Here is a 15737-nt window from a genome sequence, read left to right as displayed (position 1 = left end):
GCCTGGCCTGTTTTCTGATTCCGGTAATTTCCATGGCATTGCTAACTTCTGCCGATAAGGCGTTGTGGCGTCTTGCGCTACCGATGATTTTTTCCAATATTACCGTTCCTCTGCTGGGGCTGGTGGATACGGCGGTAATCGGGCATCTGGATTCGCCGATTTACCTGGGCGGCGTCGCGATCGGCGCAACGGCGACCAGCTTCCTCTTTATGCTGCTACTTTTTCTGCGCATGAGTACGACAGGCCTTACGGCCCAGGCGTATGGTGCAAAAGATCCCCTGCGTCTGGCGCGTGCGCTGGTTCAGCCGCTCATTCTGGCGTTCGGTGCTGGCGCGTTAATCGTTCTGTTGCGTACGCCGCTGATTGATCTTGCGCTCCATATTGTAGGCGGCAGCGATGCCGTACTGGAACAAGCCCGGCGGTTCCTCGAAATTCGCTGGCTCAGCGCGCCCGCTTCACTGGCAAACCTGGTCCTTCTGGGCTGGCTGCTGGGCGTGCAGTACGCCCGCGCGCCAGTGATCCTGCTGGTGGTGGGCAACCTGCTTAACATTGTGCTCGATCTCTGGCTGGTGATGGGACTGCACATGAACGTCCGGGGCGCGGCGCTGGCTACGGCAATTGCCGAGTACGGGACGCTGCTGATCGGTTTGGGGATGGTCTGGCGCGTGCTGGCGATGCGCGGTATCACCCTGGATCTGCTGAAATCGGCCTGGCGCGGCAATATGCGTAAGCTGCTGGCGCTCAATCGCGACATCATGCTCCGTTCGCTCCTGCTGCAACTCTGCTTCGGCGCATTAACCGTTTTTGGTGCGCGTCTTGGGCCTGAGATCGTCGCCGTCAACGCAGTGCTCATGACGTTACTGACCTTTACCGCTTACGCGCTGGATGGTTTTGCTTACGCCGTCGAGGCGCATTCAGGGCAGGCTTATGGCGCGCGTGAAAGCGGCCAGTTACGCGAAGTCTGGCGTGCTGCCTGTCGTCAGGCGGGTCTGGTGGCGCTGGTCTTTGCTCTGGTTTACGCCTGTTTTGGTGGGCATATTGTCGCGCTTCTCACCTCGTTGCCCGCGCTACGTGAGCTGGCCGATCGCTACATCCTCTGGCAGGTAGTATTACCGGTGGTGGGTGTGTGGTGCTATTTGCTGGACGGCATGTTTGTTGGTGCGACGCGCGGGGCGGAGATGCGCAACAGCATGGCCGTCGCTGCGGCGGGGTTCGGCCTGACGCTGCTGACCTTGCCGTATCTCGGCAATCATGGTCTGTGGCTCGCGCTGGCGGTGTTTCTCTCACTGCGTGGCCTTTCGCTGGCCGTTATCTGGCGTCGTCACTGGCGAAACAATACCTGGTTTCCAGCCCCGCACGATATATCGTAACGGTTAAAGATTCCGAATATAAAAATAAATGCCGAATCCTTAACTACAATAATAATCACGTCCAGCAGAAAAGAACGAAGCGGACGATACTCATAGACGCTTAACACGAGGACACGATTATGAATAAAGATGAAATCGGCGGCAACTGGAAGCAATTCAAAGGTAAAGCGAAAGAACAGTGGGGTAAGCTGACAGATGACGATATGACCGTCATTGAAGGTAAGCGCGATCAGCTGGTAGGTAAAATCCAGGAGCGCTACGGTTACGAAAAAGATCAGGCGGAAAACGAAGTCAAAGACTGGGAAACCCGTAACGACTACCGCTGGTAACCGGCACTATCCCCAAGGGCGGCCCTGAGCCGCCTTTTTCTTTGGTCTTAACGCGGCTTTTTCTTCACCAGGATAGAGTGATCGTGCTGACAGGCATCCTGATGACGGCATGACTCCACCTCCACGCAGGCAGAACATAAGCCGTGGGCTTCGATCACGTTATGGCGCAGCGCAAAGCCCATTCTGGCTGCCAGCGTATGCATAATATCTTCCACACCTTCCGCACACTCTTCCTTCACCACGCCACAGCGATCGCAGATAAACATGGCGGACGTGTGAGTAGGCTGGTCAAAAAGATGGCACAGCACATAGCTGTTTGTTGATTCCACTTTATGCACAAACCCTTGCTCCAGCAGAAAATCCAGCGCCCGATAGACGGTCGGCGGTTTTGCCTGCGGCTCGCTTTCACGCAGCAGGTCGAGCAGATCGTAAGCGCTGATGGCACCCTGTTGCAGGCTCATCAGACGCAGTACCTCAAGGCGCTGCGGGGTCAGGCGCACATTGCGTTGCGCACAGAGCTTTTCAGCTTGCGCTAACAGCTCTTTTGTGGACTTGTCCATCGGGCACCTCGGATGTGGTAAGGGGTGAAAACCCTCACTTTATCATGTTCTGCTAAAAACACCGAGATCCGCCGGGCTGTGCTATACCTGACGCATCGCAAATCGGGAGATCGCATGATGAAAAGACCTGACTGTATTCGGCACTGGCGGGACGTGGAAGGCGCCGATGACGCAACGTATCCGGACAGCAATGAACGGTTTTCTATTGGCGCGCCGCTGGCCCGCAAGCTGGGTCTCGGCCGCATTGGTATTCACCATGAACGGCTGCCGCCCGGACGCCGTACTTCTTATCCGCATGCGGAAAGCGACGAAGAGGAGTTTGTTTACGTTCTGGAGGGTTACCCTGAGGCCTGGATCAATGGTTATCTGTGGAAGCTTGAACCCGGAGACAGCGTGGGATTTCCTGCCGGCACGGGGGTGTGCCATACCTTTATCAACAACACCGATGAAGAGGTGCGCTTACTGGTGGTGGGTGAGGCTAATAAAAAACATAACCGCATCTACTATCCCCTCAATCCGGTGTATGCCGTGACGCGCGAAGACCACTGGGTAGACCATCCGCCTCAGTTTTTTGGCCCGCACGATGGAAAACCTGGGCGAAAATAATTTCCTCTTCTATAAATATTGATGGTCGTCACACATTAGAACAGGCCGGGATGGAATTTAACTTAGGGAAATAGCGGGTCTTTTTGTACTTATTCACAGCAATAGTTCGTTCCTGTTTGGGTGATAACAGACAGGGTTAACTAATAACAAACTATTTACGAGCACACTGTGAAAAAACATTTTAAATTTTCGATGGTTAGCATTGCTGTCTCCTTTTTTATGGCAAATCAGGCGGGAGCAGCCAATACCTGGACGGAAGCGCGTAGCGACGCAATGGGCGGAACGGGTGTCGCGGCAGGGAGCTATGGCAGCGGGGCGTTAATCAACCCCGCGTTACTGGCAAAATCTAAGCCCGAGGATGATGTGACGGTCATTTTGCCGTCCGTTGGCGTGCAGGTGACCGATGAAGACAATCTTCAGGACGAGATTGATACCATTAACGATAAAATCAATCATTACAAGGACGTGGTTGATAGTCTGACCCCCATTGATATCATCACGAATCCATTAGGTTCGATCAATCAGTTCCAGGGCGCAGCGAAAGATCTCGCTGATGAGCTGGACTACCTGAAAGGCAAAACCGCACACGCCACCGCAGGGGCGGGGATTGCCGTCAGTATCCCTAACGATGTCCTTTCCGTGGCCTTTATGGCCAAAGGCTATGCACATGGCCGCGTCAGCTCTTCAATCGATCAGCAGGACATTGATTATCTGCGCGGTATACAACGAAGCGATGCGGTGGCTGCCGGTGTGGCGCTGGATGCCGCGCTAAACGGTTCCGATCAGATCACCAAAAACCTTAACTCTACGGCGTCTGGTCGGGCGGCGATTGTGTCCGACTACGGTATTGCGGTAGCCCGTCAGTTCGATCTTGGCGGCGTTCCGGTTTCCGTTGGCGTCACGCCGAAGCTGCAAAAAACCTGGCTCTATAACTACACTACCTCAATCTACGATTACGACAGTAATAAGTGGAACGACAGCCGCTACCGTACCGACGACACTGGCTTCAACGTTGATGCCGGTATTGCTGCTGATTTCGGTGAAAACTGGACGGTCGGCGTGAGCGGGCAAAACCTGATGTCGCGCGATATCGATACCAAAGATATCCGCATTCGCAACGGGCGCACAGGAGAGGTGGTGAGTTATAAAGACACCTATCAGATCCGTCCGCTGGTCACTGCCGGGGCCGCCTGGCACAACGATCTGGTGACGCTGACCGCGGACGGGGATCTGACCGAAACCAAGGGCTTTAAAAGCGAAGACACCTCCCAGTACGTTGGCGTCGGTGCCGAAGTCACGCCGCTGAGCTGGCTGGCAGTACGCGCCGGTTATCGTGCGGATATGAAGGGGAACGACAGCAACGTCTTTACCGGCGGTGTCGGTTTCGCGCCGTTCAACTCCGTCCACGTTGACCTGATGGGGCTTTATGGCGAAGACGAGACCTGGGGTGCAGGGGCACAGTTGAGCATGACGTTCTAAAGTACACCGGAGGCGCTGCGCCTCCGGCTTTTCTTTGTGCTATAGTAGCGCCCCTTTTCCACCAGATGCTTAAAAGTTCGCCATGTCGTCAGAATTCCAGACCGCTTTCCCTGCACACCGTTTTTCCATTGCGCCAATGCTCGACTGGACGGACAGACATTGCCGCTATTTCCTGCGTCAGCTCTCCCGCCATACGCTGCTATACACCGAAATGGTCACTACCGGCGCAATTATTCACGGCAAAGGCGACTATCTGGCGTACAGCGAAGAGGAGCATCCGGTTGCGCTGCAACTCGGTGGCAGCGATCCGGCTGCGCTGGCGCAGTGCGCGAAGCTGGCCGAAGAACGCGGCTATGACGAGATTAACCTCAACGTCGGTTGTCCGTCCGACCGTGTGCAAAACGGCATGTTCGGCGCGTGTCTGATGGGAAATGCGCACCTGGTGGCGGACTGCATCAAAGCGATGCGCGACGTCGTCTCTATCCCGGTCACGGTCAAAACCCGTATCGGCATAGACGACCAGGATAGCTATGAGTTTCTGTGTGATTTCATCAACACGGTATCAGGGAAGGGTGAATGCGAGATGTTTATCATCCACGCCCGTAAAGCCTGGCTCTCAGGCCTCAGCCCGAAAGAAAACCGCGAGATCCCGCCGCTGGACTACCCGCGCGTGTACCAGCTGAAACGCGACTTCCCACACCTGACCATGTCGATCAATGGCGGTATTAAGTCGCTGGACGAGGCCAAAGCGCACCTCGAACATATGGATGGCGTAATGGTCGGACGCGAGGCGTATCAGAATCCGGGCATTCTGGCGACGGTTGACCGGGAAATCTTTGGCGTTGAGGGTGCTGACACCGATCCCGTGGCCGTAGTGCGCGCCATGTATCCGTACATTGAGCGCGAGCTGAGTCATGGTACGTATCTGGGCCACATTACCCGCCATATGCTTGGCCTGTTCCAGGGCATTCCTGGTGCGCGCCAGTGGCGTCGTTATCTCAGCGAGAACGCGCATAAAGCCGGTGCGGATATTGAGGTACTGGAACACGCGCTGCGTCTGGTTGCGGATAAACGTTAAATTTCGCTAAAAGATGGTCAAATACGCCACGCCCTGCAACACATTGCGGGGCGTTTTGCTTTCAGAATAACAACTTATTTTTGGCATGATTCTTGTAATGATCGCAGCATCATTCGGGAACTCGTGGGAGAGCACCATGCTGGAACTACTTTTTGTGATTGGCTTCTTTATCATGCTGATGGTCACGGGCGTGTCGCTGCTCGGTATTCTGGCCGCGCTCGTTGTGGCCACGGTGGTGATGTTTGTCGGCGGATTATTTGCCCTGACGATTAAACTCTTGCCGTGGTTACTTCTGGCGATTGCGGTGGTATGGGCCATACGGGCGATTAAATCACCAAAACTGCCGACTTATCAGCGTAATAACCGCTTCCGTTACTAAGGTATTGAGGGGTACGTCACATACCTGCAACTTTTCCGGCAGCAATCTTTAGAACAGAATAGGATTTACTTATCGAATCTGTCACTATGGCTGCCGCTAAAGAATTCATCGAGCTGTACCCTACATACAGCCGAACTAAAAAAAAGAAAGGGCTTCCCATGGGAAGCCCAATTTCTTTTTATGGCTCAGGGAATTAACAGACTTGAGCCCTGGGTTGCCCGGCTCTCCAGCACCTCATGCGCACGTTGCGCATCGGTCAGCGGATATTTCTGCGCTTCTGCCACATCCACTTTGATCACCCCGCTGGCGATCAGCGAGAACAGCTCGTTGCTGGCTTCCTCAAGTTCTTCCCGATTAGTGATGTAACCTTGCAGGGAAGGGCGGGTGACATACAGCGACCCTTTCTGATTCAGAATGCCCAGGTTCACGCCGGTGACAGCCCCGGAGGCGTTACCGAAGCTCACCATCAGCCCGCGACGTTGCAGGCAGTCCAGCGAAGATTCCCAGGTGTCTTTCCCCACCGAGTCATACACCACGCGTACCTTTTTGCCGCCAGTGATCTCTTTCAGCCGCTCAACGATGCTCTCTTCCCGGTAGTTGATCACCTGCCATGCGCCCGCGTCCAGCGCGCGCTGCGCTTTTTGCGCGCTGCCTGTGGTGCCGATCAGCTTCGCCCCCAGGGCTTTCGCCCACTGGCAGGCAATCAGCCCTACGCCACCTGCGGCTGCGTGAAACAGGAATTGCTCGTCAGGCTTAATTTCGTAGGTTTTGCGCAGCAGATAATAGACCGTCAGCCCTTTCAGGAATGAGGCGGCAGCCTGCTCGAAGCCGATCGCATTTGGCAGAAGCGCCGCTTTCTCGGCCGGAACGTTATGGATGGAGCTGTAAGCGCCCAGCGCCGACTGCGCGTACACCACGCGATCGCCTTCCTTAATGTGCTTAACCGCGCTGCCCACTTTGCTGACGATACCGGCCGCCTCGGTGCCCAGTCCGCTCGGCATCGACGGAGGCGGATAGAGACCGCCGCGAATATAGGTATCGATGTAGTTAATGCCGATCGCTTTGTTTTCAACCTGGATTTCGTTCTCGCCAGGTGCCGTGGGGGTAAACTCCACGGCTTGCAGTACGTCTGGCCCGCCATGTTTCTGGAACTCAATGCGTGTTGCCATGCTCCCTCCGTTAGAAAATTATGGTAATCTTTCGACCCACTCTTTATCTCGGTAACTCCATTCACTATGGCAGGAAACAAACCCTTCAACAAACAGACTGAACCCCGTGAACGTGATTATCAGGTCGCCGGGTTAAAAGTCCCGCCGCACTCGATTGAAGCGGAACAGTCGGTGTTGGGCGGTTTAATGCTGGATAACGAACGCTGGGACGACGTCGCCGAGCGCGTTGTTGCGGAAGACTTCTATACCCGCCCGCACCGCCACATCTTTACTGAAATGGCGCGTTTGCAGGAGTCGGGCAGCCCGATCGACCTGATTACACTCGCAGAATCGCTGGAGCGTCTGGGACAGCTCGACAGTGTCGGCGGGTTTGCCTATCTGGCAGAACTGTCAAAAAACACGCCAAGTGCCGCGAATATCAGCGCTTACGCTGATATCGTCCGTGAACGTGCCGTTGTCCGCGAGATGATCTCGGTGGCGAATGAGATCGCCGAGGCCGGTTTCGATCCCCAGGGGCGCACCAGCGAAGATCTACTTGATCTTGCCGAGTCCCGCGTCTTTAAAATCGCCGAAAGCCGTGCGAACAAAGACGAAGGCCCGAAAAACATCGCCGATGTGCTCGACGCCACCGTTGCGCGTATTGAGCAGCTTTTCCAGCAGCCGCACGATGGCGTGACGGGGGTGAACACCGGTTATGACGATCTCAACAAGAAAACGGCAGGTCTTCAGCCATCGGATTTGATTATCGTCGCGGCGCGTCCATCGATGGGTAAAACGACATTTGCGATGAACCTCGTCGAAAACGCGGCGATGTTGCAGGATAAACCGGTTCTTATCTTCAGTCTTGAGATGCCCTCAGAACAGATCATGATGCGTTCTCTGGCATCCCTGTCGCGCGTGGATCAGACCCGCATCCGTACCGGTCAGCTCGACGATGAGGACTGGGCGCGGATCTCCGGCACCATGGGGATTTTGCTGGAAAAACGGAACATCTATATTGATGACTCCTCCGGCCTGACGCCGACGGAAGTGCGCTCCCGCGCGCGCCGTATCGCCCGTGAACACGGTGGCATCGGCCTTATCATGATTGACTACCTCCAGCTGATGCGTGTTCCGTCGCTTTCCGACAACCGTACGCTGGAGATTGCCGAAATTTCCCGCTCGCTCAAAGCGTTAGCCAAAGAGCTGCACGTGCCGGTGGTGGCGCTGTCGCAGCTAAACCGTTCTCTGGAACAACGTGCAGACAAGCGCCCGGTCAACTCCGACCTGCGTGAATCCGGCTCCATCGAGCAGGATGCCGACTTAATCATGTTCATCTACCGTGATGAGGTTTATCACGAGAACAGCGATCTGAAAGGGATCGCCGAAATTATTATTGGTAAGCAACGTAACGGCCCCATCGGTACGGTACGTCTGACCTTTAACGGCCAGTGGTCGCGTTTCGACAACTATGCCGGTCCTCAATATGATGATGAGTAATTTCTAAGGAATTCAAATGCAAGCGGCAACTGTTGTGATTAACCGCCGCGCTCTGCGACACAACCTGCAACGTCTGCGAGAACTGGCGCCCGCCAGTAAGCTCGTTGCAGTCGTGAAAGCGAACGCTTACGGACACGGTCTTCTTGAGACCGCGCGAACGCTCCCCGATGCCGACGCTTTTGGCGTCGCCCGTCTCGAAGAAGCTCTCCGCCTGCGCGCAGGTGGAATTACGCAACCGATTCTGCTCCTCGAAGGCTTTTTTGAAGCCTCGGACCTGCCGACCATTGCCGATCAGCACCTGCACACGGCGGTGCATAACGAAGAACAGCTGGCCGCGCTGGAAACGGCCGAACTGAGCGAGCCGGTCACCGTGTGGATGAAGCTCGACACGGGCATGCACCGCCTGGGCGTGCGCCCGGAGAATGCCGAAGCGTTTTATCAGCGGCTGTGCCAGTGCAAGAACGTGCGTCAACCGGTGAATATCGTCAGCCACTTTGCCCGCGCCGATGAGCCTGAATGCGGCGCAACGGAACAGCAGCTTGATATCTTCACCACCTTCTGCGAAGGCAAACCGGGGATGCGCTCCATTGCGGCGTCCGGCGGCCTTCTGCTGTGGCCGCAGTCGCACTTCGACTGGGCGCGTCCGGGGATTATCCTGTATGGCGTTTCCCCGCTTGAGAACAAACCCTGGGGACCGGACTTCGGCTTTAAGCCGGTGATGTCGCTGGTTTCAAAGCTGATTGCCGTGCGTGAGCACAAAGCAGGGGAGCCGGTAGGTTACGGCGGCACCTGGACCAGTGAGCGCGACACGCGGCTTGGCGTGGTAGCGATGGGCTACGGCGACGGCTATCCGCGCGCCGCGCCAACGGGTACGCCGGTACTGGTCAATGGTCGCGAAGTGAAGATTGTCGGCCGTGTGGCGATGGACATGATTTGTGTCGATCTGGGACCCGACGCGCAGGATAAAGCGGGGGACGATGCGGTGATGTGGGGCGAAGGCCTGCCGGTAGAGCGTATTGCTGAAATAACAAAAGTGAGTGCTTACGAACTTATCACGCGCCTTACCTCAAGGGTAGCGATGAAATACGTCGACTAAGCATGAGCGGGATGCGGTGCATCCCGCTTCTGTTAACATCCCCTCGATCTTCTTCCGCTTCCGGTTTATTGTTGAATTCCCTGCCTCATAACAATCCGGAGAACATCGCGTGTTTCAGAAAGTAGACGCCTACGCCGGCGACCCTATCCTCTCCTTGATGGAGCGTTTCAAAGAAGATCCTCGCAGCGACAAAGTGAACCTCAGCATTGGTCTTTACTACAACGAAGACGGCATCATTCCTCAGTTGAAAGCCGTTGCCGAAGCTGAAGCGCGTCTGAACGCAACCCCGCACGGTGCTTCGCTTTATCTGCCGATGGAAGGATTAAACACCTACCGCAACACTATCGCGCCGCTGCTGTTTGGTGCGGACCACGCGGTGCTCGCGCAAAAGCGCGTGGCGACTATCCAGACGCTGGGTGGCTCGGGTGCGCTGAAGGTAGGCGCAGATTTCCTGAAAAAGTACTTCCCGGATTCCGGCGTGTGGGTCAGCGACCCGACGTGGGAAAACCACGTGGCCATCTTTGAAGGCGCGGGCTTTAAGGTTGCGACCTATCCATGGTTCGACAGCGAAACCAACGGCGTACGCATTGATGCGCTGCTGGAAAAACTGAACACCCTGCCGGAGCGCAGTATCGTATTGCTGCATCCGTGCTGCCATAACCCGACCGGTGCGGACCTCACCAATGCCCAGTGGGATGCGGTGATCGAGGTACTGAAGGCGCGTAACCTGATCCCGTTCCTCGACATCGCCTATCAGGGCTTTGGGGCGGGCATGGAGGAGGACGCCTACGCCATTCGTGCGATTGCCAGCGCGGGTCTGCCTGCGCTGGTCAGCAACTCTTTCTCAAAAATCTTCTCCCTCTACGGCGAGCGCGTCGGCGGTCTGTCCGTGGTGTGTGAAGACGCCGAAGCCGCGGGACGCGTACTCGGTCAGTTGAAAGCGACGGTCCGCCGTATTTACTCCAGCCCGCCGAACTTTGGTGCGCAGGTGGTCGCGACCGTACTGGGCGATGATCAGCTGAAAGCCACCTGGCTTGCGGAAGTGGAAGGCATGCGTAAGCGCATCCTGTCGATGCGTCAGGAGCTGGTTAACGTTCTGAAAGAGGCCGTGCCTGGACATAACTTTGATTATCTTCTCAAGCAGCGCGGGATGTTCAGCTATACCGGACTGAGCGCGGCGCAGGTCGATCGCCTGCGCGAAGAGTTCGGCGTCTACCTGATCGCCAGCGGCCGTATGTGCGTGGCGGGTCTGAATGCCAGCAACGTCCAGCGCGTGGCGCAGGCGTTTGCAGCTGTGATGTAAGTACTCACTACTTATTATCTCCCTCTCCCTGTGGGAGAGGGCTGGGGTGAGGGCATCAGGCCGCAGAAAATCTTGCCCGGTGGCGGCTGCGCCTTACCGGGCCTACATCACTCATCCACACTTTGTGATCGTCTTCTTTTTATTCAGCTTCATAAGCAAAAACTCCTTTTCTTCCCCTCCCGCTGGGGTTATGGTCGGATAGTTTTTGACCATCCGCTCAAAATAAAAAGATAACAAACTGAATATTCAGGGGAAAACATGCGCAAGATCACACTGGCGCTCAGCGCCGCCTGCTTATTGTTCTCGCTTAATAGTACCGTTGTTGCGCGGGCTTCTGCACCCACGCCGCTTTACACCGGAACCACCGCCGCCATTCTTGCCGAACAGGCCCCCATTCACTGGGTTTCAGTGGCACAAATCGAAAACAGCCTGACGGGTCGCCCGCCGATGGCCGTGGGCTTCGATATTGACGATACCGTTCTCTTCTCCAGCCCCGGTTTCTGGCGCGGCAAAAAAACGTACTCCCCGGACAGCGAAGCCTATCTGAAAAACCCGGAATTCTGGGAAAAGATGAACAACGGCTGGGATGAGTTCAGTATCCCGAAAGAGGTTGCTCGCGCGCTGATCGCCATGCACGTAAAGCGCGGCGACAGCATTTACTTCGTGACCGGACGTAGCCAGACCAAAACCGAAACCGTCTCGAAAACGCTACAGGATGATTTTCTGATCCCGGCTGCCAGCATGAATCCGGTCATTTTTGCCGGGGACCAGGAAGGGCAAAACACCAAAACCCAGTGGCTGGAAAAGAAAAATATCAAGGTGTTCTACGGTGATTCAGATAACGACATCACCGCGGCGCACGATGTGGGAGCCAGAGGCATCCGGGTGTTACGCGCCTCGAACTCCACCTACCGGCCGCTGCCAATGGCCGGTAAATTTGGTGAAGAGGTGATCGTTAACTCCGAATACTGATGCATTAACGGCGGGGTGAATGCTTTTTTAAGCAAATCTCTCCGCGCGGGTTTTACCTTTCGCTTTCTTGCTGCACACTTAGAAAGATTCATCTTTCAACACGGAGCAGCACATGTGGTATCAACAGACCCTGACCTTAAGCGCAAAACCACGCGGATTTCACCTGGTGACGGACGAAGTCATCGGGCAAATCCGCGACCTGTCGCGCGTCAAAACGGGTTTGCTGCATCTGCTGCTTCAGCACACGTCTGCTTCTCTCACGCTCAATGAAAATTGCGATCCCACCGTCCGGTCTGACATGGAGCGGCATTTTCTGAAAACCGTCCCGGATAACGCCCCGTATGACCATGATTACGAGGGGGCGGATGATATGCCTTCGCACATCAAATCCTCTTTGCTGGGGGTCTCGTTGATGCTGCCGGTCCACAACGGACGGCTACTGCTGGGAACGTGGCAGGGGATCTGGCTGGGAGAACATCGCATTCACGGTGGTTCGCGTAAAATTATCGCAACGCTACAAGGGGAATAAAGATGACAATTTCGGAGATACTTCAGTACTGCATGAGCAAGCCGGGCGCAGAACAGAGCGTTCACAGCGACTGGAAAGCCACGCAGATCAAAGTGGGTGATGTGTTGTTCGCGATGGTAAAAGAGGTTGAGGGACGTCCTGCGGCATCGCTGAAAACCAGTCCTGAACTGGCCGACTTACTGCGCCAGCAGCACGATGATGTCAGGCCAAGCAAGCATCTGAATAAAGCACACTGGAGTACGGTGTTTCTCGACGGCTCGCTGCCAGATTCGCAAATTTACTACCTGGTAGATGCGTCGTATCAACAGGCGGTAGAACTGCTGCCGGAAACGATCCGACAGCAGCTCTCCGTGTAACGATTACAGCAACGGTTTAAGGAAGCGCGCGGTGTGCGAGGCTTCGCACTCTGCAACGGTCTCTGGCGTACCGGAGACGAGGATTTCACCGCCGCCGCTGCCGCCTTCCGGGCCGAGATCGACAATCCAGTCCGCGGTTTTAATCACGTCCAGGTTGTGCTCAATCACCACGATGGTGTTGCCCTGATCGCGCAGCTGGTGCAGCACGTCCAGCAGCTGCTGGATATCCGCAAAATGCAGGCCGGTGGTCGGCTCGTCCAGAATGTACAGCGTCTGACCGGTACCGCGTTTGGACAGCTCACGCGCCAGCTTCACGCGCTGCGCTTCACCGCCGGACAGCGTTGTCGCTGACTGCCCCAGACGAATATAGGTCAGACCCACATCCATCAGGGTTTGCAGCTTACGCGCCAGCGCAGGGACGGCGTCAAAGAACTCGCGCGCCTCTTCGATGGTCATATCCAGCACTTCGTGGATGGTCTTGCCTTTGTACTTAATCTCCAGCGTTTCGCGGTTATAGCGCTTGCCTTTGCACTGGTCGCACGGCACGTAGATATCCGGCAGGAAGTGCATCTCAACCTTGATTACGCCGTCGCCCTGGCACGCTTCACAGCGGCCGCCGCGCACGTTAAAGCTGAAACGTCCTGGTGTATACCCACGCGAACGCGCTTCCGGTACACCCGCGAAGAGTTCACGGACGGGCGTAAAGACGCCAGTATAGGTCGCCGGGTTGGAACGTGGGGTGCGGCCAATCGGGCTCTGATCGATATCGATAACCTTGTCGAAATGCTCCAGCCCCTGAATGTCGCGGTACGGTGCAGGCTCGGCCAGCGTCGCGCCGTTCAGCGCCGTCTGTGCAATCGGGAACAGCGTATCGTTGATCAGCGTCGATTTACCGGAACCGGACACGCCGGTGATGCAGGTAAACAGCCCGACAGGCAGCGTCAGGGTCACGTCTTTCAGGTTGTTGCCGCGCGCCCCGGTTAGCTTCAGCACTTTTTCCGGGTTCGCCGCCACGCGCTGTTTTGGCACTTCAATTTTGCGCTTGCCGCTCATGTACTGGCCGGTCAGCGACTCGGGCACCGCCATAATGTCTTTCAGCGTCCCTTCTGCCACCACCTGTCCGCCGTGCACGCCAGCGCCCGGGCCGATGTCGATCACGTGGTCTGCGGCGCGAATGGCGTCTTCGTCGTGCTCAACCACAATCACCGTGTTGCCAAGGTTACGCAGGTGAACCAGCGTGCCGAGCAGGCGTTCGTTGTCGCGCTGGTGCAGGCCGATAGACGGCTCATCCAGCACGTACATCACGCCGACTAAGCCCGCGCCAATCTGGCTCGCCAGGCGGATACGCTGGGCTTCACCGCCGGAGAGCGTTTCAGCCGATCGGGAAAGCGTCAGGTAGTTCAGGCCGACGTTCACGAGGAACTTGAGGCGATCGCCGATCTCTTTCAGCACTTTTTCGGCGATTTTCGCGCGCTGGCCGGAGAGCTTCAGGTTGTTGAAGAAGTCCATCGCGTGGCCGATGCTCATGTCTGAGATGGTCGGCAGCGCCGTGTTTTCAACAAACACGTGACGCGCTTCGCGACGCAGACGTGTACCCTCGCAGGTGGCGCAGGAGCGGTTGCTGATGAACTTCGCCAGCTCCTCACGCACCGCGCTGGATTCGGTCTCTTTGTAGCGGCGCTCCATGTTGTGCAGCACCCCTTCGAACGGGTGGCGACGCACGGAAGTGTCACCGCGATCGTTCATGTACTTGAACTCGATGTTCTCTTTGCCGGAACCGAACAGGATCACTTTATGTACGTTCGCGCTCAGGCTGGCCCACGGGGCTTCAACGTCGAACTTATAGTGCTCTGCCAGCGATTTCAGCATCTGGAAGTAGTAAAAATTACGCTTATCCCAGCCGCGAATGGCGCCACCCGCCAGCGACAGCTCCGGGTTCTGGATCACGCGGTCCGGGTCGAAATATTGCTGAACGCCGAGGCCGTCACAGGTCGGGCACGCGCCCGCTGGGTTGTTGAACGAGAACAGGCGCGGTTCCAGCTCGCGCATGCTGTAGCCGCAAATCGGGCAGGCGAAGTTGGCGGAGAAGAGCAGCTCTTCCGCTTTCGCATCGTCCATGTCTGACACCACCGCCGTGCCGCCCGACAGTTCCAGCGCCGTTTCAAAGGATTCCGCCAGACGCGTCGCCAGATCTTCACGTACCTTAAAGCGGTCAATCACCACTTCGATGGTGTGTTTCTTTTGCAGCTCCAGCTTTGGTGGATCTGACAAGTCACACACTTCGCCATCGATACGGGCGCGGATATAGCCCTGGCTTGCCAGGTTTTCCAGCGTTTTGGTGTGTTCACCCTTACGCTCTTTAATGATTGGCGCCAGCAGCATCAGGCGTTTGCCTTCCGGCTGAGACAGCACGTTATCCACCATCTGGCTGACGGTCTGGGCCGCCAGCGGAACGTCATGATCCGGACAACGCGGCTCGCCCACGCGCGCATACAGCAGACGCAGGTAGTCATGGATTTCGGTAATGGTACCGACCGTAGAACGCGGGTTATGCGATGTGGATTTCTGCTCAATGGAGATAGCAGGAGACAACCCTTCAATGTGGTCGACATCCGGTTTTTCCATCAGCGACAGGAACTGACGCGCGTACGCCGAGAGCGATTCAACGTAACGACGCTGTCCTTCGGCATACAAAGTGTCGAAAGCCAGTGAGGATTTGCCAGACCCCGAAAGCCCGGTCACGACGATGAGTTTGTCGCGAGGGATTATGAGGTTGATATTCTTGAGATTGTGGGTGCGGGCGCCCCGAACTTCGATCTTATCCATTCACCTTTCCCGGTTGGAACACGGATTGCCTGATTTGTTTGAAGGACAAACGGCTGTCAGAAACGGCTAATTATGACACAAAATGACCTGTTTGAATATACAGTATTGGAATGCATTTTCTGATTCACTGTGTAACAATGTCGAGTCCGCGAGAGAACTCTGGAACATGCTACGCAACTATCAAAGTGTCGCATGGAAATGGTACA

General features: G+C 56.1%; 15 protein-coding genes. 12 read left to right on the top strand and 3 right to left on the bottom strand.

All coding sequences use genetic code 11. The annotated features are described in order from the left end of the window. Nucleotides 1–32: 32 nt before the first annotated feature. Nucleotides 33–1370, top strand: coding sequence for an MATE family efflux transporter DinF (dinF, locus tag ACNQ0T_RS17690; RefSeq protein ID WP_417930276.1), 1338 nt, complete (start codon nucleotides 33–35; stop codon nucleotides 1368–1370). 119 nt (nucleotides 1371–1489) lie between these two features. Further along, nucleotides 1490–1699, top strand: coding sequence for a CsbD family protein (locus tag ACNQ0T_RS17685; protein ID WP_003860314.1), 210 nt, complete (start codon nucleotides 1490–1492; stop codon nucleotides 1697–1699). A 47-nt stretch (nucleotides 1700–1746) separates the two neighbouring features. On the opposite strand, the gene zur is transcribed toward ACNQ0T_RS17685, so the two are convergent. After that, nucleotides 1747–2259: a zinc uptake transcriptional repressor Zur gene (gene zur / locus ACNQ0T_RS17680; RefSeq protein WP_006810484.1), complete on the bottom strand. Its 513-nt coding sequence runs from the start codon at nucleotides 2257–2259 to the stop codon at nucleotides 1747–1749. 117 nt (nucleotides 2260–2376) lie between these two features. Here zur and ACNQ0T_RS17675 point away from each other — a divergent pair, with 117 nt between their 5' ends. The 4 genes from ACNQ0T_RS17675 to pspG all read left to right on the top strand — a co-directional run bounded on the left by ACNQ0T_RS17675 (nucleotide 2377) and on the right by pspG (nucleotide 5801). Continuing rightward, a complete protein-coding gene (locus ACNQ0T_RS17675; RefSeq protein WP_022646741.1) occupies nucleotides 2377–2865 on the top strand; it encodes a cupin domain-containing protein in 489 nt (162 codons plus the stop codon). Between the two features lie 192 nt (nucleotides 2866–3057). After that, nucleotides 3058–4344, top strand: a complete 1287-nt coding sequence (traF, locus tag ACNQ0T_RS17670) for a conjugal transfer protein TraF (RefSeq protein ID WP_227414713.1) — start codon at nucleotides 3058–3060, stop codon at nucleotides 4342–4344. A gap of 82 nt (nucleotides 4345–4426) precedes the next feature. Next, nucleotides 4427–5422 (top strand): tRNA dihydrouridine(20/20a) synthase DusA, encoded by a 996-nt coding sequence (gene dusA, locus ACNQ0T_RS17665; RefSeq protein ID WP_003860304.1) that lies wholly within the window; start codon nucleotides 4427–4429, stop codon nucleotides 5420–5422. 136 nt (nucleotides 5423–5558) lie between these two features. Beyond that, nucleotides 5559–5801 carry an envelope stress response protein PspG gene (gene pspG / locus ACNQ0T_RS17660; protein WP_017382623.1) on the top strand — a complete coding sequence of 81 codons (243 nt, stop codon included), beginning with the start codon at nucleotides 5559–5561 and terminating at the stop codon, nucleotides 5799–5801. A gap of 185 nt (nucleotides 5802–5986) precedes the next feature. On the opposite strand, the gene ACNQ0T_RS17655 is transcribed toward pspG, so the two are convergent. Next, nucleotides 5987–6970 (bottom strand): quinone oxidoreductase, encoded by a 984-nt coding sequence (locus ACNQ0T_RS17655; protein WP_022646744.1) that lies wholly within the window; start codon nucleotides 6968–6970, stop codon nucleotides 5987–5989. A 66-nt stretch (nucleotides 6971–7036) separates the two neighbouring features. On the opposite strand from ACNQ0T_RS17655, the gene dnaB reads away from it, so the two are divergent. The 6 genes from dnaB to ACNQ0T_RS17625 all read left to right on the top strand — a co-directional run bounded on the left by dnaB (nucleotide 7037) and on the right by ACNQ0T_RS17625 (nucleotide 12705). Then, on the top strand, nucleotides 7037–8449 hold the full coding sequence (gene dnaB, locus ACNQ0T_RS17650) for a replicative DNA helicase (protein WP_003860298.1): 1413 nt from the start codon (nucleotides 7037–7039) through the stop codon (nucleotides 8447–8449). 16 nt (nucleotides 8450–8465) lie between these two features. Then, nucleotides 8466–9545 carry an alanine racemase gene (gene alr, locus ACNQ0T_RS17645; protein WP_032627027.1) on the top strand — a complete coding sequence of 360 codons (1080 nt, stop codon included), beginning with the start codon at nucleotides 8466–8468 and terminating at the stop codon, nucleotides 9543–9545. Nucleotides 9546–9654: 109 nt separating this feature from the next. Further along, a complete protein-coding gene (gene tyrB, locus ACNQ0T_RS17640; protein ID WP_417930275.1) occupies nucleotides 9655–10848 on the top strand; it encodes an aromatic amino acid transaminase in 1194 nt (397 codons plus the stop codon). A gap of 258 nt (nucleotides 10849–11106) precedes the next feature. After that, a complete protein-coding gene (aphA, locus tag ACNQ0T_RS17635) occupies nucleotides 11107–11820 on the top strand; it encodes an acid phosphatase AphA (RefSeq protein ID WP_003860292.1) in 714 nt (237 codons plus the stop codon). A 112-nt stretch (nucleotides 11821–11932) separates the two neighbouring features. Beyond that, entirely contained in the window at nucleotides 11933–12349 is a 417-nt protein-coding gene (locus ACNQ0T_RS17630; protein WP_023305263.1) for a secondary thiamine-phosphate synthase enzyme YjbQ, read from the top strand. A 2-nt stretch (nucleotides 12350–12351) separates the two neighbouring features. Further along, nucleotides 12352–12705: an MmcQ/YjbR family DNA-binding protein gene (locus ACNQ0T_RS17625; RefSeq protein ID WP_006810472.1), complete on the top strand. Its 354-nt coding sequence runs from the start codon at nucleotides 12352–12354 to the stop codon at nucleotides 12703–12705. A 3-nt stretch (nucleotides 12706–12708) separates the two neighbouring features. Here ACNQ0T_RS17625 and uvrA read toward each other — a convergent pair whose 3' ends face one another. Then, nucleotides 12709–15531, bottom strand: a complete 2823-nt coding sequence (gene uvrA / locus ACNQ0T_RS17620) for an excinuclease ABC subunit UvrA (RefSeq protein WP_003860287.1) — start codon at nucleotides 15529–15531, stop codon at nucleotides 12709–12711. Nucleotides 15532–15737: the final 206 nt, after the last annotated feature.

Source organism: Enterobacter cloacae complex sp.6700776 (assembly GCF_048284255.1).
Classification (GTDB): Bacteria; Pseudomonadota; Gammaproteobacteria; order Enterobacterales; family Enterobacteriaceae; genus Enterobacter; species Enterobacter intestinihominis.
This window is presented reverse-complemented; position numbering and strand designations above follow the sequence as displayed.